13 protein-coding genes are annotated in these 17,304 nt (G+C 64.8%); 6 read left to right on the plus strand and 7 right to left on the minus strand.

From position 1 onward, the window contains the following. The first annotated feature begins 92 nt into the window (after positions 1-92). Entirely contained in the window at positions 93-1,298 is a 1,206-nt protein-coding gene (locus GHK24_RS02395) for a pyridoxal phosphate-dependent aminotransferase (protein WP_153468357.1), read from the plus strand. 37 nt (positions 1,299-1,335) lie between these two features. Here the strand turns inward: GHK24_RS02395 and ampD are convergent, their stop codons facing one another. Both ampD and GHK24_RS02405 read right to left on the minus strand, forming a co-directional pair. Continuing rightward, positions 1,336-1,974, minus strand: coding sequence for a 1,6-anhydro-N-acetylmuramyl-L-alanine amidase AmpD (gene ampD / locus GHK24_RS02400; RefSeq protein WP_153468360.1), 639 nt, complete (start codon positions 1,972-1,974; stop codon positions 1,336-1,338). Positions 1,975-1,987: 13 nt separating this feature from the next. Further along, positions 1,988-2,224 carry a PP0621 family protein gene (locus GHK24_RS02405; RefSeq protein WP_153468363.1) on the minus strand — a complete coding sequence of 79 codons (237 nt, stop codon included), beginning with the start codon at positions 2,222-2,224 and terminating at the stop codon, positions 1,988-1,990. Positions 2,225-2,412: 188 nt separating this feature from the next. Between GHK24_RS02405 and GHK24_RS02410 the strand changes: the two genes are divergently transcribed. Then, complete coding sequence (locus tag GHK24_RS02410) at positions 2,413-3,927, plus strand: acetyl-CoA hydrolase/transferase family protein (protein ID WP_153468366.1); 1,515 nt, start codon at positions 2,413-2,415, stop codon at positions 3,925-3,927. Here GHK24_RS02410 and GHK24_RS02415 read toward each other — a convergent pair. Further along, positions 3,924-5,954, minus strand: a complete 2,031-nt coding sequence (locus GHK24_RS02415; protein WP_153468369.1) for a sensor domain-containing diguanylate cyclase — start codon at positions 5,952-5,954, stop codon at positions 3,924-3,926. The genes GHK24_RS02410 and GHK24_RS02415 overlap by 4 nt on opposite strands. 402 nt (positions 5,955-6,356) lie before the next feature. On the opposite strand from GHK24_RS02415, the gene GHK24_RS02420 reads away from it, so the two are divergent. The 4 genes from GHK24_RS02420 (at position 6,357) to GHK24_RS02435 (ending at position 12,348) form a co-directional block, all read left to right on the plus strand. Further along, positions 6,357-7,505 carry a sensor histidine kinase gene (locus GHK24_RS02420; protein ID WP_153468372.1) on the plus strand — a complete coding sequence of 383 codons (1,149 nt, stop codon included), beginning with the start codon at positions 6,357-6,359 and terminating at the stop codon, positions 7,503-7,505. Then, positions 7,502-8,143 (plus strand): response regulator, encoded by a 642-nt coding sequence (locus GHK24_RS02425; protein ID WP_153468375.1) that lies wholly within the window; start codon positions 7,502-7,504, stop codon positions 8,141-8,143. The genes GHK24_RS02420 and GHK24_RS02425 overlap by 4 nt, the downstream gene beginning before the upstream one ends. Positions 8,144-8,328: 185 nt before the next feature. Further along, a complete protein-coding gene (locus GHK24_RS02430) occupies positions 8,329-9,945 on the plus strand; it encodes a methyl-accepting chemotaxis protein (protein WP_228384482.1) in 1,617 nt (538 codons plus the stop codon). After that, the gene (locus tag GHK24_RS02435) at positions 9,946-12,348 is read left to right on the plus strand and encodes a sensor domain-containing protein (RefSeq protein WP_153468378.1); all 2,403 of its coding nucleotides are present in this window, start codon (positions 9,946-9,948) and stop codon (positions 12,346-12,348) included. A gap of 60 nt (positions 12,349-12,408) precedes the next feature. Here the strand turns inward: GHK24_RS02435 and GHK24_RS02440 are convergent, their stop codons facing one another. From GHK24_RS02440 to GHK24_RS02455, 4 genes are all read right to left on the minus strand, one after another. Next, positions 12,409-13,869: an NAD-dependent succinate-semialdehyde dehydrogenase gene (locus GHK24_RS02440; RefSeq protein WP_153468382.1), complete on the minus strand. Its 1,461-nt coding sequence runs from the start codon at positions 13,867-13,869 to the stop codon at positions 12,409-12,411. 143 nt (positions 13,870-14,012) lie between these two features. After that, positions 14,013-14,450: a hypothetical protein gene (locus GHK24_RS02445; protein ID WP_153468384.1), complete on the minus strand. Its 438-nt coding sequence runs from the start codon at positions 14,448-14,450 to the stop codon at positions 14,013-14,015. A gap of 104 nt (positions 14,451-14,554) precedes the next feature. Beyond that, positions 14,555-16,588 (minus strand): bifunctional metallophosphatase/5'-nucleotidase, encoded by a 2,034-nt coding sequence (locus GHK24_RS02450; RefSeq protein WP_194286355.1) that lies wholly within the window; start codon positions 16,586-16,588, stop codon positions 14,555-14,557. Then, complete coding sequence (locus GHK24_RS02455) at positions 16,581-17,132, minus strand: FxDxF family PEP-CTERM protein (protein WP_153468389.1); 552 nt, start codon at positions 17,130-17,132, stop codon at positions 16,581-16,583. Before GHK24_RS02455 ends, GHK24_RS02450 begins: the two co-directional genes overlap by 8 nt. Positions 17,133-17,304: the final 172 nt, after the last annotated feature.

Here is a 17,304-nt window from a genome sequence, read left to right on the forward strand (position 1 = left end):
GCCGTTCACACCATTTACGCCGCTGCCTCCGACCACCGCCCTTGCGCGGCTCCGGTGGCAGCGGCGTTCCACTTTCTCCTGTGGAGACTCGCATGGCATCACGTCCTTCTCAGGCAACGCCGCCGGCAGCGCCCTCTTTTCCCGCCCCGCGCGTCGCTGATATCTCGCCTTTCCACGTCATGGAGTTGCTGGCGCGCGCACAAGCGCTGGAAGCCGAAGGGCGCGACATCGTCCACCTCGAAGTCGGCGAACCGGACTTCCCGACGCCGGCGCCGATCATCGCCGCCGCGCAGGCGAGCATCGCCGACGGCCGCGTCTTCTATACGCCGGCGCTCGGCTTGCCGGCGCTGCGGCAGGCGATTGCCGATTTTTACCGTCAGCATCACGGCGTCGACGTCGCGGCTTCACGCATCGTCGTCACCGCCGGCGCCTCAGGCGCGCTGCTGCTGGCACTCGCCTGTCTGGCCAGCCCCGGCGGCGAATGGCTGCTCACTGACCCCGGCTACCCGTGCAACCGGCACTTCGTGCGCAGTTTTGAAGGCGTACCGGTCGGCATTCCGGTCGGTGCCGAGAACGGCTTCCAGCCGACGCTCGATGATCTCGCCGCGCACTGGAACGAGCGCAGCGTCGGCGCCCTGCTCGCCACGCCGGCCAACCCGACCGGCACGCTGATCGAACCGGAACGGCTCGCCGCCATCGCCGACTTCATCCGCGCCCGCCGGGGGGCACTGATCGTCGATGAGATTTATCTCGGTCTGACTTTCGACAGCGACGCGCCGACGGCGCTGGCGCTCGGCGATGACCTTTTCGTCATCAACAGCTTCTCGAAGTATTTCGGTATGACCGGCTGGCGACTGGGCTGGCTGGTCGTTCCCGACGCCTATGTGCGCGACGTCGAAAAGCTGGCGCAAAACCTCTTCATCGCGCCGTCAACGCCGGCACAGCACGCGGCGCTGGCCGCCTTCGCGCCGGAGACGATTGTGCTTCTGGAAGAACGCCGCGCTGAATTCCGCCGCCGCCGCGATTTCATGGCGCCCGCGCTGGAAGCTCTCGGTTTTCGCATCACCGCGCGCCCGGATGGCGCCTTCTACCTCTACGCCGATTGCAGTGCGCTCACCAACGACAGCGAGCGTTTCGCGCACGAACTGCTCGAAGAAGCCGGCGTCGCCGTCACGCCGGGGCTCGACTTTGGCAGCCACCGCCCCGAACGCCACTTGCGCTTTGCGCTGACGACCTCGGTGGAACGACTGGGCGAAGCCGTCGAGCGGATTCGCCGCTTCATCGCGAAAAAAGCTTAGCGTCCAGAGGCGGTGGTGCGATGGCACGGACTCGCGGCTAGCACTGCCGCGGTGGAATCCCCGTGCCGACGAGCCGTGGCCACTCGAAATACGGCCCCGGATCGGTCTTGCGCCCCGGCGCGATGTCGCTGTGGCCCGCCAGCGCCTGCACAGGATGACGTTCCGCCAAGGCGCGCAGCAAGGGGCGCAGGGCAGCGTACTGGGCATCGGTGAACGGATGGGCGTCGCCGCCTTCCAGTTCGATACCGAGCGAAAAATCGTTGCAGCGCGACCGTCCTTGCCAGTTCGACACCCCGGCATGCCAGGCGCGGCGGGTGGTTGCGACGAACTGAATGAGTTCGCCATCGCGCCGGATCAGAAAATGCGACGAGACACGCAAGTGGGCGATGCCGGCGAAGTAGGGATGTGCCGCCGGATCAAGCGTGTTGGTAAACAGCCGCAGGATGTCGTCGCCGCCGAATTCGTCGGGCGGCAGGCTGATGGCGTGGATGACGGCGAGGCAGATCGCCTCTCCCGCCGGCCGTTCGTCGGCATTCGGCGATTCAACACGCCGCCCGCCCGACAACCAGCCGGCGGCGTCGATCACAAGGGGGGCCTCCGTGACGGCGCTGCCTTCTGACGGCGCGAGCGGCGTCTGCGCGTTCGGGTTGTCAGGCGTGGCGTGTCCGGCGGGCATGCGTGGCGCCACCTCAAGAACCCGCCGGATCTTGCGGATGATCGCGGCGTCGATGCTCGGGCGTGCAATAGAACTGCCCGCCAACGCGCTCGCTCTCGCTCTCCGGCACGTTCACGCCGCAATGCGCACAGACGACCATGCGTTCGGCGCCGCGCACACGCGGTGGCGGCACCGCGCCACGCGGCCGACGGCTACGCCACCAGTAAATCAGAAGCCCTGCCAGAGCCATCAACACCAGCAATTTAGCCATGCCATCCTCGTTCGCTGCCAAGGCGGGCAGGATAGCAGATGCGCCCGCCCGACCCGCCGCGCCAGCGGCCCCCTGTGTCACACAACCGACACTGAAGCCCTGCAGGCGCCCGAAAAGGCCGTGACGACTTGACGGGAAAACGCCTAATGCGATCTACTTCGCGGCTTTGATCGCGAGGAACCCACGCCATGTCTTCTGCATCTCGAGTCCTGAACGCCGCACTACGCAACAAAATCATGTCCGCCGACGAAGCGGCGGCCCTGATTTCCTCAGGGGTCAATGTGGGCATGAGTGGTTTCACCGGCTCGGGCTATCCGAAGAGCATTCCGGCCGCGCTGGCGCGCCGCATTACGGCGGCGAACGAAGCCGGCGAGAAATTCCGCATCGGCGTGTGGACCGGCGCGTCGACGGCGCCTGAACTCGACGGCGCGCTGGCCAGTGTCGACGGCGTCGAGATGCGTCTGCCCTACCAGTCCGACCCCACCTGCCGCAAACGCATCAACGCCGGTGAAATGGAGTACATCGACATTCACCTGTCGCATGTCGCGCAATTCGTCTGGTTCGGCTTTCTCGGCAAGCTCGACATCGCCGTCGTGGAAGTCGCCGGCATCCTCGAAGACGGCCGCCTGATTCCCTCGTCGTCGGTCGGCAACAACAAGACCTGGCTCGACCAGGCCGACAAGGTGATCCTCGAGGTCAACTCCTGGCAAAACGCCCAGCTCGAAGGCATGCACGACGTCTACTACGGCACGCAACTGCCGCCGAACCGTCAGCCGATCCCCATCGTTCGCCCCGGCGACCGCATCGGCGAACCCTACCTGCGCTGTGATCCGAGCAAGATCATCGCCGTCGTCGAAACGAACGCGCCTGATCGCAACACGCCGTTTACGGCGCCGGACGACGACTCGCGCCGCATCGCCGGCCACGTCATCGAATTCCTCTCTCATGAAGTGAAGATGGGCCGCCTGCCGGCCAACCTGCTGCCGCTGCAATCGGGCGTCGGCAACATCGCCAATGCGGTGATGGCCGGTCTCAACGACAGCCCCTTCGAACACCTCACCGCCTACACCGAAGTGCTGCAGGACGGCATGCTCGACCTCATCAAGTCCGGCAAGCTCGACTTCGCCTCGGCGACTGCCTTCTCGCTCAGCCCGAACGCACTGGCCGAGCTGAACGCCGACATGGCGCTGTATCGCGACAAGATCCTGCTGCGCCCGCAAGAGATCAGCAACCACCCGGAAGTGATCCGCCGTCTTGGCGTCATCTCGATGAACGGCATGATCGAAGCCGACATCTTCGGCAACGTCAATTCGACGCACATCATGGGCAGCTCGATCATGAACGGCATCGGCGGCTCCGGCGACTTCGCGCGCAACGCCTATCTGTCGATCTTCCTGACGCCTTCGCAAGCCAAGAATGGCAGCATTTCCTGCATCGTGCCGATGGTCTCGCACACCGACCACACCGAACACGACGTACAGGTGCTCGTCACCGAGCAAGGTCTGGCCGACTTGCGCGGCCTGTCGCCGAAGCAACGCGCCAAGGTCGTCATCGACAAGTGTGCGCACCCGGACTTCCGTCCGGCGCTGCACGACTACTACGAGCGCGCGATGAAGCAGGCCTCGGGTCGGCAAACGCCGCACATCCTCGACGAAGCCCTCTCCTGGCACAGCCGCTACCTGAAGACGGGCAGCATGCGCTAACTCGCCAACACCGACTGACCGCTGCCGCCCAGCCACGCATGGTAGGCACGGTCAGTCGTAAACGCGTGCCGGGAGACAAGCTCGTGCACGACGAAATCAAATAGCGCACTGACGCCGACCTTCCCCGCCGCATAGTCCTGCGCCAGACCATCACTCCGCGCCAGCAGTGCCGCATGTTCCGCCGCGTGCGAGTCGAGTCCGGGAAACTCGACACCGCGCAAGACCCCCTCTTCATCCGCAAAGTGCTGCGCGATCTCGCCCTGCAGGCGCAGGACGATCTGTGCAATCTCATCCGACGAACGCCCGGACACGCTGGCGTCGAGCAGATCGTTGGCGCACTGGAAAATCGCGATGTGCTGGCGGTCGATCAAGGCGTTGCCCGAGAGATAGCTGTCGCGCCAACTCAGGGCGCTGACGTCGAAAGGCGCCGTATCGTCCGACTTCCCGTCCCGCCCTGACGCCACGCAAGGCGCCAGCACGTCGGCAACGACGCGATTACGCCCGTCGTTCTTGGCCTGATACAGCGCCGCATCCGCCCGCCGCAACAGCGCCTCCGGCCGCTCACCCTTGCCGGGCAGCAAGGCGGCGACGCCGATACTGACGCTCACGACGCCGAATTCGGAGAGTTCGTGCGGCATCGCCAGATCGCGCACCGCCGCGCAAACGGCCTCGGCAATGCGCTGAATGTTCGCCAGATCGGCCGCCGGCGCGACGAAGGCGAACTCCTCGCCGCCATAACGCGCCACCAGATCGCCACCGCGCTTCGCCGTCGCCGCCAGCACCCGCGCGACGCGCCGCAGGCATATATCGCCCGCCTGATGGCCGTAGCAGTCGTTGTAGCGCTTGAACCAGTCGACATCGAGCAGCGCGAGTCCGAGCGGCTGCCCACCGCGCGCCGCGCGACTCCACTCGCGGGCGAGCACCTCGTCGAAGTGGCGACGGTTGGCAATGCCGGTCAATGCGTCGATGCGGCTTAACGCCTCCAGCTTGCCGTTCAGCGCGCGCAGCTCATCCGTACGCGTAGCGACGCGCTGTTCGAGAGTCGCGTTCAGCGAATTCAGGGCGTGCTGCTCCTGACGCAGTTCGGAGAACAGCTGCTCGTTTTCGGCGAGCGACGCTTTCAGCCGCTTCAGGGTGCGCTGGTGCGCATTCATCATCGCCTGCACAATGAGGATCATCACCGCCGAAATGCCGATGAACGCCTCCATCGACGCCGCGCTCATGAGCGTGTCGGACGAAACAAAAGGCCCGTAGCCGCGACTCGTGCCAAACCAGACCACGAAGTAGGTCAGCGCGAGAAACAGGAAGGTGAAGGTCTGGCTGCGCGTCACCGCGACGTATACCAGCGGCAGATAGATGAAGACCGACTGTTGCAGCACCGGCGAGAGTTGCGCCGTGCCCGGACCAAAAATCGCCCAGGCCAGCGCCAGCAGGCCGAGCGTCGCCAGCGCGTGTGGCGTCAGTTCGCGCCACGAACGCCGGGGATAGCGCTGACAGACGCTGGCGATGAATGGCGGCGCCATGATCAGTGCGCCGACCGAACTGCTGAAGGTCCAGCACGCCAGCGCCTCGGCATAACTGATCGACCACGGCTCGCCCAGCCACCAATACACGCTGACGCCCACCAGCGCCGACACCAGCCCGTAAGCGAACATCGCCGGCAAGAAGCGGCGCAAAACCCAGCGCAGACGACCAAAGGACGACGACAAACGACGCACCCGGCCACACAGGCGCACGACCAGCAAGGAGGCGAGCACATTCCCGCCGACCGTCGCCAGAACAATCAGCACCGACGCAGACGAAAACAGCGGACGGCCGATGGCGTAGAAATGGGCGAGTACGGAAAAGAAGCTGCCCAGCACGATCGCCGGCCAGATCCGCGCGCCAAACAGCAGGGAGGCGGCGACGGCAGCGCCCGCAGCGGGCCAGACATCGATCGTCGCAAAGACGCGTTGTGCCAGCAACGCCAGACACAGATACGTTCCGGCAACGACGAGTTGATGCTGCAACAAAGGGCGACGAAACATGCGAACCACCAGAACCGTGACCGGGAGCTAACCGCCGAAAATAGCACGTCTGGATGCGAAAAATTTAATACTCATTTCATATAAGTTAGAAAATACCGACTTACCGGTACTGCATACCCCGTATGCCACGACTGACGACAGCGCCATGGATGACACGTCACGAAGCTCACTTCCTCTCGCCGCCCATTGTCGAATGTGCTCGGGTAACACCCGACACTCACACACGGCATCGCTACTTATCAAATCGACTGTAAAGAAAAATCAGGCAGTTAAACTTCCTCTGGAAGTATTTCCCCGGACAACTTATCCTCTCGACAAACTACCCACCTGTGGTACCTTTGCCGTATGTGATAGCGCACAACGCCGGATACTTACGCGCATAGACCCTCCCCCCGAAGGACGATGAAAAAACCATCAAAGCCAATACCTCCGCTCTCCGGCACGGCGTGGCAAAATAACGATGGCATATTATCGCCCCTCTGGCTGGAGCCTCGTGGATACCATTACCGTTTACGCGAAGCCTTCGACAAGGCGCCCGTCGGCATGGCGATCTGCTCACTCGACAGCCAGATACTTTTTGCCAACCAGCGTTTGTGTGGCCTGACGGGATACTCCGAAAGCGAGTTGCGTCAGTTGCCGCCGGAACAGCGCTCACTCCCCAGCGACCTGGCACGCGAATCGCAGCTGCTGGAGCAGTTGCTGCAAGGGAACGTCGAAAACGTCTCGCTGGAAAAAAAGCTGCTGCGCAAGAACGGGCATTTTCTGCATGTCCGCAAGAACATGGTCGGACTGCGCGGTCAGGAAGGCCAGCTCGTCTCACTGATTGCTCATATCGAACACCTCGCCCCCCGCAAGGAGGCCGCAAAGCCTGCGGCCGCGCAGATCGACTCTTTCGCCAGCACCGTCATCGGCATTCTGGAGGCAGAGCGCAAGCGCATCTCACTGGAACTGCACGACGAGATCGGCCAGTCACTGACGGCCCTGAAGATCGCCATCAAGCGCGCCGACGAGCACGCGCAAAACGCCGAAGCGCATGAAGCGCTCAATCAGGCACGCCTGATCACCGAGCAATTGATGCACAAGACGCGCACGCTCGCCCACCGTCTGCGCCCTGCCGAACTCGACGAACTCGGCTTGCCCGCCGCCTTTTGCTCCTGCCTGAACAAGCTCGTCCTGCCGCCCGAGACCCGTGTTTTCTTTGAAGAACAGCTGGCCGACGCGCGCTTTTCGCCCGAAATCGAACTGTGCTGCCTGCGCGTGGCGCAGGAAGCCATCACCAACGCCCTGCGCCACGCGCAAGCCACGCAGATCAAGGTCGAGCTCGTCTTCGAACACGACGAACTGCGCCTGAGCGTGCGCGACAACGGCACCGGCTTCACCCCGCCAACCTCGTCCGACAAACGCGCGACGGCGGGCGCCCCAAGCCCTCTGGGCCTCATCGGCATGCGTGAGCGCAGCCTCTCCTGCGGCGGCCAAATGCTGATCAACAGCCGCCCCGGCGAAGGCACCGAGATCCTCCTTTCCTTCCCCCAGCCGCAAAAACGAGCATGACTACACGCGTTCTCCTTGCCGATGACCACCATCTGGTCCGCGCCGGCATTGCCTCATTGCTGCGTGACGCCGGCGGCGTCGACATCGTCGGCGAAGCCGCCAATGGTCAGGAAGCCGTCCGCCTGACGGGCGAACTGCAACCGGACCTGCTGCTCATCGACCTCTCGATGCCGGGCATGTCGGGTCTGGAAGCGATCAGCATCATCAATGAAGCGCAGCCCAAGGTACGCGTCATCGTCCTGTCGATGCACATCAGCGAGGAATACGTCTTGCGCGTATTCCTGCAGGGTGCGGCAGGGTATCTGCTCAAGGATTCAGCACCCGAAGAATTACCTCTGGCCATTGCCGCCGTCATGCGCGGCGATCTCTGGCTGTCGGCGACGGTATCGAAGATGGTCGTCGCCGGCTACCTCGATCCAGCCACCCTGCTCGACAAGAGCGATGGATTAACGCCCCGGCAGCGGCAGGTATTAAAGATGATTGCCCAGGGTAAAACCACGAAGGCGATCAGCAGCGATCTCAGTCTCAGCGTCAAAACCATCGAAACCTATCGCGCGCAAATCATGGAGCGGCTGGATATTCACGACCTGGCCGGTCTCGTTCGCTACGCAATACGTCAGGGAATCACCCCGTTATAAGGTCGAATAACTAATTAAGGGATTTCGTCGCCCTTATCAGGAACACCCTGATTGACCCCTTGACCCCTCTTTCTGATAATCCAAATGCATAAACCTTGAGCTTCTGCTTAAGCGCTTGTGCGACAAGCGGTTTTCCGCCACTCGGTCGGGCGGCACCGTCGGATTAACCAGATCGAGGAAATCTCATGCAATTCGCCGCACTCAGCGTAAAGGCACGGCTCGCGATCATGACCGCCGTCGCCTTGCTCGGCCTGATCGCCATCAGCACCTACTCGCTATTCAACCTGCGCAGCAACCTGCTCGAGGACCGCAAGGAAAAAATCCAGGCCCTGGTCACCTCGGCCAACGGCGTCCTCAGCCGCTACCAGGATCTTGCACAAAGCGGTGCCCTGGCCGACGACGAGGCCAAAAAAGAAGCCATCAACAGCCTGCGCGCCATGACCTACGGCAGTGGCGACTACTTCTTCATCTTCAACCGCCAGGCCGAAACCCTGCTCGCCGCTGCGCAAGGCGGCAAGCAGCACGCAATCGACCCCTCGCTGATCCAGACGATCATCCACGCCGGCACCACCGGCGAAAACCGGGGCTTCTTCAGCTACCAGATCGCCCGCCCCGGCAGCGACACGCCGATTCCCAAGACCTCGCTTGCCAGCGAATTCAAACCCTGGGGCTGGGTATTCGGCACCGGCATCTACATCGACGACGTCGACGCCGTCTTCAAGACCGAGGCATTTCGTCTCGGCGGCATCATCCTCGCCGCGCTGCTGGTGCTGATCGGCGTCTCTTACCTCGCCGGCAAGTCGATCACCCATCAACTCGGCGGCGAACCGAACGAAGCCAGTGCCATCGCCCAGCGTATCGCCAGCGGCGATCTGGTGACGGCGGCGACACGCCGCGCGGCCGCCCCCGATAGCCTCATCGCCTCGATGGCAACGATGCAGGACCGGCTGAAGGCGATCTTCACGGAAATCCGCACGCTTGCGCATGGCCTGAAGGGCGACGCCAACCAGCTGGCGGACTCGGCGGACGAAATCCGCAAGGCCTCCGAAGTGCAATCGAGTTCGACCGCCGCCACCGCCGCCTCGATCGAGGAGATGACGGTCAGCATTCACGAAGTCTCGCAGATCGCCCGCGCCACCGAAGAGAACTCCAGCCGCGCCGCGCAACTCGCCGAACAGGGCCACGCCCTCGTCAACGCGTCGGCAACGCAGATTGCCGATGTCCTGACGACCGTCAGCACATCCTCGACGCAAATCCGTCAGCTTGAAACGCGCACACAAGAAATCGGCAGCATCGCCGGCGTCATTCAGGAAATCGCCGAACAAACCAATCTGCTGGCGCTCAACGCCGCCATCGAAGCCGCGCGTGCGGGCGAACAGGGGCGTGGCTTCGCCGTCGTCGCCGACGAAGTACGCAAGCTCGCCGAACGCACCGCCAAGGCCACCGGCGAAATCGGCGTCATGCTTTCCGCCGTGCAAGTCGGCACGCACGACGCCGTCGGCGCCATGGAGCAGGCCGTGCCGCAAGTGGAAGCCGGTCTCGCCAAGGCACGCGAAGCCAGCGGTCTCTTGCAGGACATCCTCAGTCAGGCCGTCGACTCGCGCGAGCGCGCCCGCGAAGTCGCCTCGGCGACCAAGGAACAAGCGGTAGTGGCCGGCGACATCGCCCGCAACGTCGAGAGCATTGCGACGATGACCGACGAAACCAACGCCACCATCCAGAACAACGCCGCCTCGGCCAAAGCGCTGGATGCCCTGGCGTTACAGTTGGACAAGGCCGTCGAATACTTCCGGGTCGCCTAAATGCGGCGCCCCTCACCCGAACAGCTGGCACCGCCGCCCGATGCACCGGCCGCGAGTGCCACCGACCCACCGCTGCGCCTTGACCCGGCGCCCGAGCCAGCACGCACTCCTGTGCACGGCCTCGCTCTCAGCCCCGCTGCCGACCTCGACGAGAGCGGAGCGGCAACGTGGCTACGCGACGCGACAATCGACAGCCTGCCCTGCCCCGTCTTTCTGCTCGACGACGATGGCCGGCTGCGCGCCTGGAACGATCTTTTTCAGGCACTGTGTGCGGCGACAGGCGAGGCGCTTCTCGGTCGCTCCTTCGCGGAATTCATCGGCACCGACGCCCTCGCCGCGATGCTCGCCGCGCTCGCCGACCCGGCGGCCGAGGCAGCGCGCCGGCATAGCGGGAGATTCCTTTCGCCGTACGCGCCCGCGCGCCCGCATGAATTCAGCCTGCGCCGCGACCCGACGCGACCGGCGACACTGATCGGCACACTCAGCGACAGCAGCGCCCGCCACGCTGCCGAAGCGCACGTCGAAAAACTCCAACGTACCCTGCGCCTGCTCAGCGACTGCAATACCACGCTGTTGCACGCCGACACCGAACTGGTGCTGCTCGATGAAATTTGCCAGCTGATCGTCGACCGTGGCGGCTATCGCATGGCCTGGGCCGGCTTTGCCGCCGCCGACGCCAACAAGACTGTCTGTCCGGTGAGCTTTGCCGGCCATAACGACGGCTTTCTGCAAAGCATCGAAGTCGTCTGGAGCGACTCGGCGCTCGGCGATGGCCCCACCGGCAAGGCCATCCGCACCGGCCGCCTGCAGATTATGGAGAACATCGCCGACGTTCCGCCCAGCAGCCACTGGCGCGACGCCGCGCTCGAACGCGGCTACGTCGCCGGCATCGCCATTCCGCTGCGTAGCGACGGCGAGGTTTTCGGCTCACTCGGCATCTACTCCGGCGAGGCCGACGCTTTCGGCGAAGAAGAAATCGCGCTGCTCAGCGATCTGGCGAAAAACCTCGCCTTCGGCATCCAGAATCTGCGTAGCCGCCGCCGCCGCGACGAGGCCGAAAAGCGCCTCGAACACCTCGCCCACCACGACCCCCTGACCAACTTGCCGAACCGCCTGCAACTGCGCAAGTTCTACGAAAACGCCGCCGCCACCAGCGCCCGCGCGCGGCGCAGCATGGCGCTGCTCTACATCAGCCTCGAAGGTTTCAAGGAAATCAACGACAGCCTCGGACACGACATCGGCGACCGGCTGCTGATGGCCGTCGTCGAGCGCCTGAAGAAGCGCCTGCCCGAAGGCGACTTCCTGAGCCGGCACGGCGGCAAGGAATTCATCGCCCTCTGTCAGGACACGCCGAACAAAGCCGTCATCGAAGCGCGCGTCGCCGACCTGCTGCGCGCCGGCGCCGATCCGGTGGTGTTGGGCGGACACACGCTCTACCTGTCGTTCGGCATCGGCATCAGCCGCTATCCGGAAGACGGCACCAGCCTCGACATCCTGCTGCGCAAGGCCGACGCCGCGCTCGGACATGTGCAGGGCAATGGCGGTGGCGGCAGCCGCTTCTACGAAAGCCGGATGAGCGTCGATGCCATGGCGCGCCTGCAACTACAGGGCAGCCTGCGCAAGGCGCTCGCCAACCGCGAATTCGTGCTGCATTACCAGCCACAGATCAACATCGCCAGCGGCGAGATCGTCGGCGTCGAAGCCCTCGTCCGCTGGCAAAAAGCCAACGGCGAACTGGTGCCGCCAAACAGCTTCATTCCCGTCGCCGAAGACAGCGGGCTGATCCTGCCGCTCGGCGAATGGGTCATGGAAGAAGCCTGCCGGCAAGCCCGCGTCTGGGACGAACGCGGCCTGCCGCCGCTGACGGTCGCCGTCAATCTCTCAGCGCTACAGTTCCGGCATGGCAACATCCTCGACTGCGTTGCGCGCACCCTCGACGAAAGCGGCCTGCCGCCGCACCGGCTCGAACTGGAGCTGACCGAATCGATCCTGCTGCACGATACCGACATGGTCCTGCAGACGATCAACGGCCTGCACCAGCTGGGCGTCAAACTCTCCATCGACGACTTCGGCACCGGCTATTCGAGCCTCGCTTACCTCAACCGCTTTCGCGTCGACAAACTGAAGATCGACCAGTCTTTCGTGCGCAGTCTCGGCGGCGACGCGGACGACAGCGCGATTGTCCGTGCCATCATCCAGCTTGGCCGCACGCTCAAACTGTCGGTCATCGCCGAGGGCGTCGAAACCGACCGCCAGCTCGCCTATCTCGGCAGCTTCGGCTGCCACGAAGCGCAAGGCTATCTGTTCAGCCGCCCGCTGCCGGCCGCCGAACTGACCCGGCAACTCACCGCGAAGCTCGCCACGCACGACGGCGCGGACTTCATCCGCTGGGAGCCCTGCTGAGGGTGGCGATAACGTTGCGCCACGCCGCCCCCGCGCCGCCCGAGGAGCAAGACGCCGCCGCTAGGCGACGCCGAGGCAGAGGTACTTGATCTCGAGATACTCGTCGAGACCATGCCGCGAGCCCTCACGACCGACGCCCGACTGCTTGATGCCGCCAAACGGCACGACTTCGTAGGAGAGCAAGCCGGTATTGATCGCCACCATGCCGTAATCGAGCGCCTCGCCAACGCGCAAGCAACGCCCGACATCGCGTGAGTAGAAGTAGGCCGCCAAGCCGTATTCGGTGGCATTGGCGAGGGCAATGGCCTCTTCCTCGCGTGAAAAGCGCAACAACGGCGCCACTGGCCCGAAAATCTCTTCCTGCGCGATACGCATGGCGGGCGTCACGTCCGCCAGCACCGTCGGCTGGAAGAAGCCGCCGCCCAGCGCATGCCGGGCGCCGCCGCTCAGCACGCGGGCGCCATGCGCCTGCGCGTCGACGACCAGCGATTCGACTTTGGCGACCGCTGCCGCGTCGATCAACGGCCCTTGCGTGACGCCCGCATCCGTCCCACGGCCGACGCTCAGCGCCGCCACGCGCGTCGCCAGTTCGGCGGCAAAGGCCTCGTAAATCCCGTCCTGCACCAAAAACCGATTGGCGCACACGCAGGTCTGCCCGGCATTGCGGAATTTGGCGGCGACGGCGCCATCGACCGCCGCCTTGACTTCGGCATCGTCAAAGACGATGAAGGGCGCGTTACCGCCCAGTTCGAGCGCCAGCTTCTTGATCGTCGGGGCGCACTGCGCCATCAGCAGGCGCCCGACCTCGGTCGAGCCGGTAAACGACAGATGGCGCACCACCGGACTCGCGCACAGCGCGCGGCCAATCGCCACCGACGCCTGCGCGCTGCCCGTCACCACGTTGATGACGCCGGCGGGAATGCCGGCACGCTCGGCCAGCTCGACCAACGCCAGCGCCGTCAGCGGCGTCTGCTCCGCCGGCTTGATCACCACCGTGCAACCGGCAGCCAGCGCCGGCGCCACCTTGCGCGTGATCATCGCCAGCGGAAAATTCCACGGCGTGATCGCCGCGCAAACGCCGACCGGCTGCCGCAGGGTGATGAAGCGTTTGTCAGCCACCGTCTGCGGAATCGTCTCGCCGTAGGCGCGCTTGCCTTCCTCGGCAAACCACTCGACGAAGGACGCGCCAAAGGCCACCTCGCCCTTGGCCTCGGCCAGCGGCTTGCCGCCCTCGGCCGTCACCAGCTGCGCGAGATCGTTACTGGCGGCGAGAATCAGCTCGAACCAGCGCCGCAACACGGCGCCGCGCTCTTTCGCGGTGAGCGCCCGCCAGGCCGGCAGGGCCGCTTCAGCGGCAGCAATCGCCCGCTGCGTGTCGATTTCCCCCGCATTGGCCACCTGCGCCAGCTGCGTGCCGCTGGCCGGATCGAGCACGGCAAAGGTCTCGCCGCCCGCCGCGTCGCGCCATTGCCCGTCGATGTAACACTGCTGCCGCAGCAGCCGGAAGTCCTGAATGATCATCTCGCGTCCCGTCGTAGCGTCTGGAAACAGGCGACTGCCTGAGCGCGAAGGACTATGCACCCATCAAACGCCGGCGAGCAAGCCCACGCCCGATCGGCCCTCGATACGCCTTCACCCGCCGGGAATGCGGCGGCCAGCCCGGATTAGCCGCCTATCTCCGCCAGGCGCGGCGGCGCCACCGGCAGCTGCGCGCAGTCGAGCGCCAGCGCCCGGCAAAGCTGCTCAGGAGGAACGGGATGCCGACGGGCGGCGGCGAGGTACTCCTGACGAAAGCGCAACTGAACCGTCTCGCCGTCCGGATACCCCTGATACGCCGCGTTGGCCGCGCGCAGCCAGGCGACGAAGCGAAAAGCGGTTTCCGCCGCCGTATCTGTCCCGATCTCGATCTGATTGCTACGCAAACAGGCGGCGTACTCGTCGAGCAGTTCGTGAATGGCGTGATCGCAATTGAGTGCGAGATCGAGGCCGCGCTCGATGCCCTGCGCAGACTCCTCCGGCCGCGCGTGCCCCGGCGCGCTACCATGCGCGGCGGCCGGGCCGGCCCCGACGCCCACCGCGCCAGCCAACAGCGCCAGAGCCACGACCCGTCGCCCTCCTTGCCGCACGCGGGCGGCGATGCAACAACGCATAAGCACCTCGACAACCGGGGCGGACGACACGCGCCGCCTACCCCGGCAACACCAACTCAGAACTTGCGGATGCGATTCAAGGGCGCCGGCGAGTAAGGAGCGCTCGCCGAGGTATTGGCTTTCCACCAGGCCACCTGCGCGTCGATATCCTGCGCGCCACCGAGACGATTCGTGCCCTTGTTGAAGATGGTGAAGCCGTCGCCGCCGGTCGCCAGGAAACTGTTGACGGTGACGCGGTAGGTCGCCGCCGGATCAACAACCGCACCATTGATCTTGAGCGTGCTGCCATCGATCTTGTCGCAATCGGGGCGGCTCGCGCTCCAGGCGTAGCTGAGCGATGCCGACGGTTGCAGGAAGCGGCCGCCGCTCGTCTGGGTGTTCCACGCCGTGCAGCTGGCAGGCGCCTTGGCCGATGGCACGAACTGCTGCTCCAGAACGCGCTTGAGATCGTCGCCAGTCAGGTCGAGCACCACCAGATTGTTGCCGAAGGGCATGAAGGTGAATGCCGCGTCGTAGGACACCTTGCCGTCGCCCGCGCCCTTGTTGTTGGGATGCGTCGCCGAGTAGGCGAACACCGGATCGGTGCCACGCAAGCCGCCGTAATTGGTGAAGGCGACAACGGCGCCGCCCTTGTCCGCCGGCGCGGTGGCTTCGAGGAAGGCATCGCCGACGAGATCGCCCGCCTGCGATTCGCCGGCCGCGTTCTGCGCCTTGCTGATGTCGCGGTCGATGTAGCCGATGATCTGGCCGGCAATCGGGCGCGCCAGAGCCTTGTAGCCATCGACGATGTTCTGGATCGGTGCTACCGGCGTCAGCGCCGACGGATCGACGACGACGTTGGTGGCGCGGGTGCTTTGCACGTCGCGGCTGCGCGTATCGATGGCCAGATCGATGTCGGTCACCAACTGACCATATTTGCCGGCACTGGTCAGACGGCGCCCGTCAGGACGCTGCGCATCGGGGCGCACGCAGTTGTACGCCCAGTGCGTGTGGCCGCTGACGATGACATCGACCTCCGGGTGCAAGCGGTCGAGGATCGGCACGATGGCATCCGATAATCCCTTGCAGTCATCCTTGCCGCCGCTGGTGAAGCCGCCTTGATGGATGAGCAGGACGATGGCGTGCACACCCTGATTGCGCAGTTGCGGGATCAGCGCATTGACCGTATCGGCCTCGTCGGTAAACGTCAGGCCGCCAACCCCCGCCGGCGTGACGATCGACGGCGTGCCTTGCAGAGTCATGCCGATGATCGCGACCGGAATGCCCTGGAAGCTCTTGATCTTGTAGGCGGGAAAGAGCGTTTTGCCGGTAGCGCCGTTCTGCACATTGGCTGCCAGATACTTGAACTTCGCGCCCTCAAACGGCACCGGCGTTCCCACGTCGGCGCCGCGGCAGGTCGTCGCCGGATCGACGGCCACGCCGTTAAGATCGACGCTGGCACAGCCGCCATTCTGCTTGCGCAGCAGTTCCGCCGCGCCGGCATCGAATTCGTGATTGCCGACCGCATTGAATTCGAGGCCCAGCCGATTCATCACCTCGATGCTGCCCTCGTCGTGGAACAGCGCCGACGCCAGCGGGCTGGCGCCCGTCAAGTCACCTGCGGAGACGACGACGTTGTTCGGATTGGCCGCTTTCAACTTCTGCACGAGAGCCGCCATGTTGGCCACGCCGCCGGTCGACGGTACGCCGAAGAGCGCGCCTTGCTTGTCGAAGGAGCCATGAAAATCGTTGAAAGCGATGACCTTGACGGCCAGTACGTTGCCGACGTCGGAGGCGCTAGCCGCAGCGATCAACGCCGCCTTTTGCGTGCGGCTCAACTGGCTCTCCGGCACGGCATTGATCACCGCCGTCGCGTTGGCGACGAATTTGGCGTGGCTCGCCCAGCTCGTGTTGGGCAGGTCGGCCTTGAGCAGGTCGTTGAGCGTGCAATTGCCCGGCCCGGCGCCGTCGGCGTCGACGTTGGCAATGCCGCTATCGACGCCGCCGATGAAGACCGAGGTCCGCGTGTCGGGTGCCGCGCAGGTCGCCGCGCCGGCCATTCCCGAAAACGCCAGCGCCAGCGCGCCGGCAAGCAGTGTCGTTTTACGCATGGACGCTCTCCCCGCGCACGGCACGGCGCCGCGCCGCCCAGCCGAGCAGGCCAAGACCGGCCAGCAGCAAGGCATACGCGTCCGGCTCGGGAACCGCCGTCACCTGCAAGCCGCCAATGCCGGCGCCCACGGGCGAACGGCTGACAAGGCCGGTAATGACGTGCGTGCCCGCGCCGAGCAGCCACTGGCCATGACTCCAGTCGCGGCTGGCAAAGGCGGCGTCGAAATCAATGCCGATATCCTGCGTATTGGCAAGCTGCGGCGCCGAAGTGAGGCCAAGCGAGCGGCCGTTGTCGAACACTTCGAAGACGTCACCCGTCGTCCCCAGATCGGTCACCTTGAGCCAGGCCGGACCGCTCAGCGACAGCGAGAACGACAAATTGCCGGGGGCGTTGGCAGCAAAATCATCGAGCCAGTGACTACCGGCGTCGGCGAAATAAAAGGTATTCCAGTCCGGCGTCGTCAACGGGGTCACGCTATCGGCGTGCGCGCTCAGCGCTGCCGCAGACAGCGCAACGGCAATCAGGGAATGGGCGAATTTCATGGCGATCCTTTGTCTGGCGTTGGTCGGTCCCCGCGACAGGCAGCCGGCAGGGTGAGCGCCACGCTAAACAATGACCATTGCATCGCGTTGAACACCCCCTGGCTACTTCGGCAGGGGGCAACGACTGGCGCTAAGGCGCCTCCGTGAATCGCCATACGCGCTTTGAGGCGCA

Origin of the sequence: Rhodocyclus gracilis, assembly GCF_009617575.1 — a bacterium.
Lineage (GTDB): Bacteria > Pseudomonadota > Gammaproteobacteria > Burkholderiales > Rhodocyclaceae > Rhodocyclus > Rhodocyclus gracilis.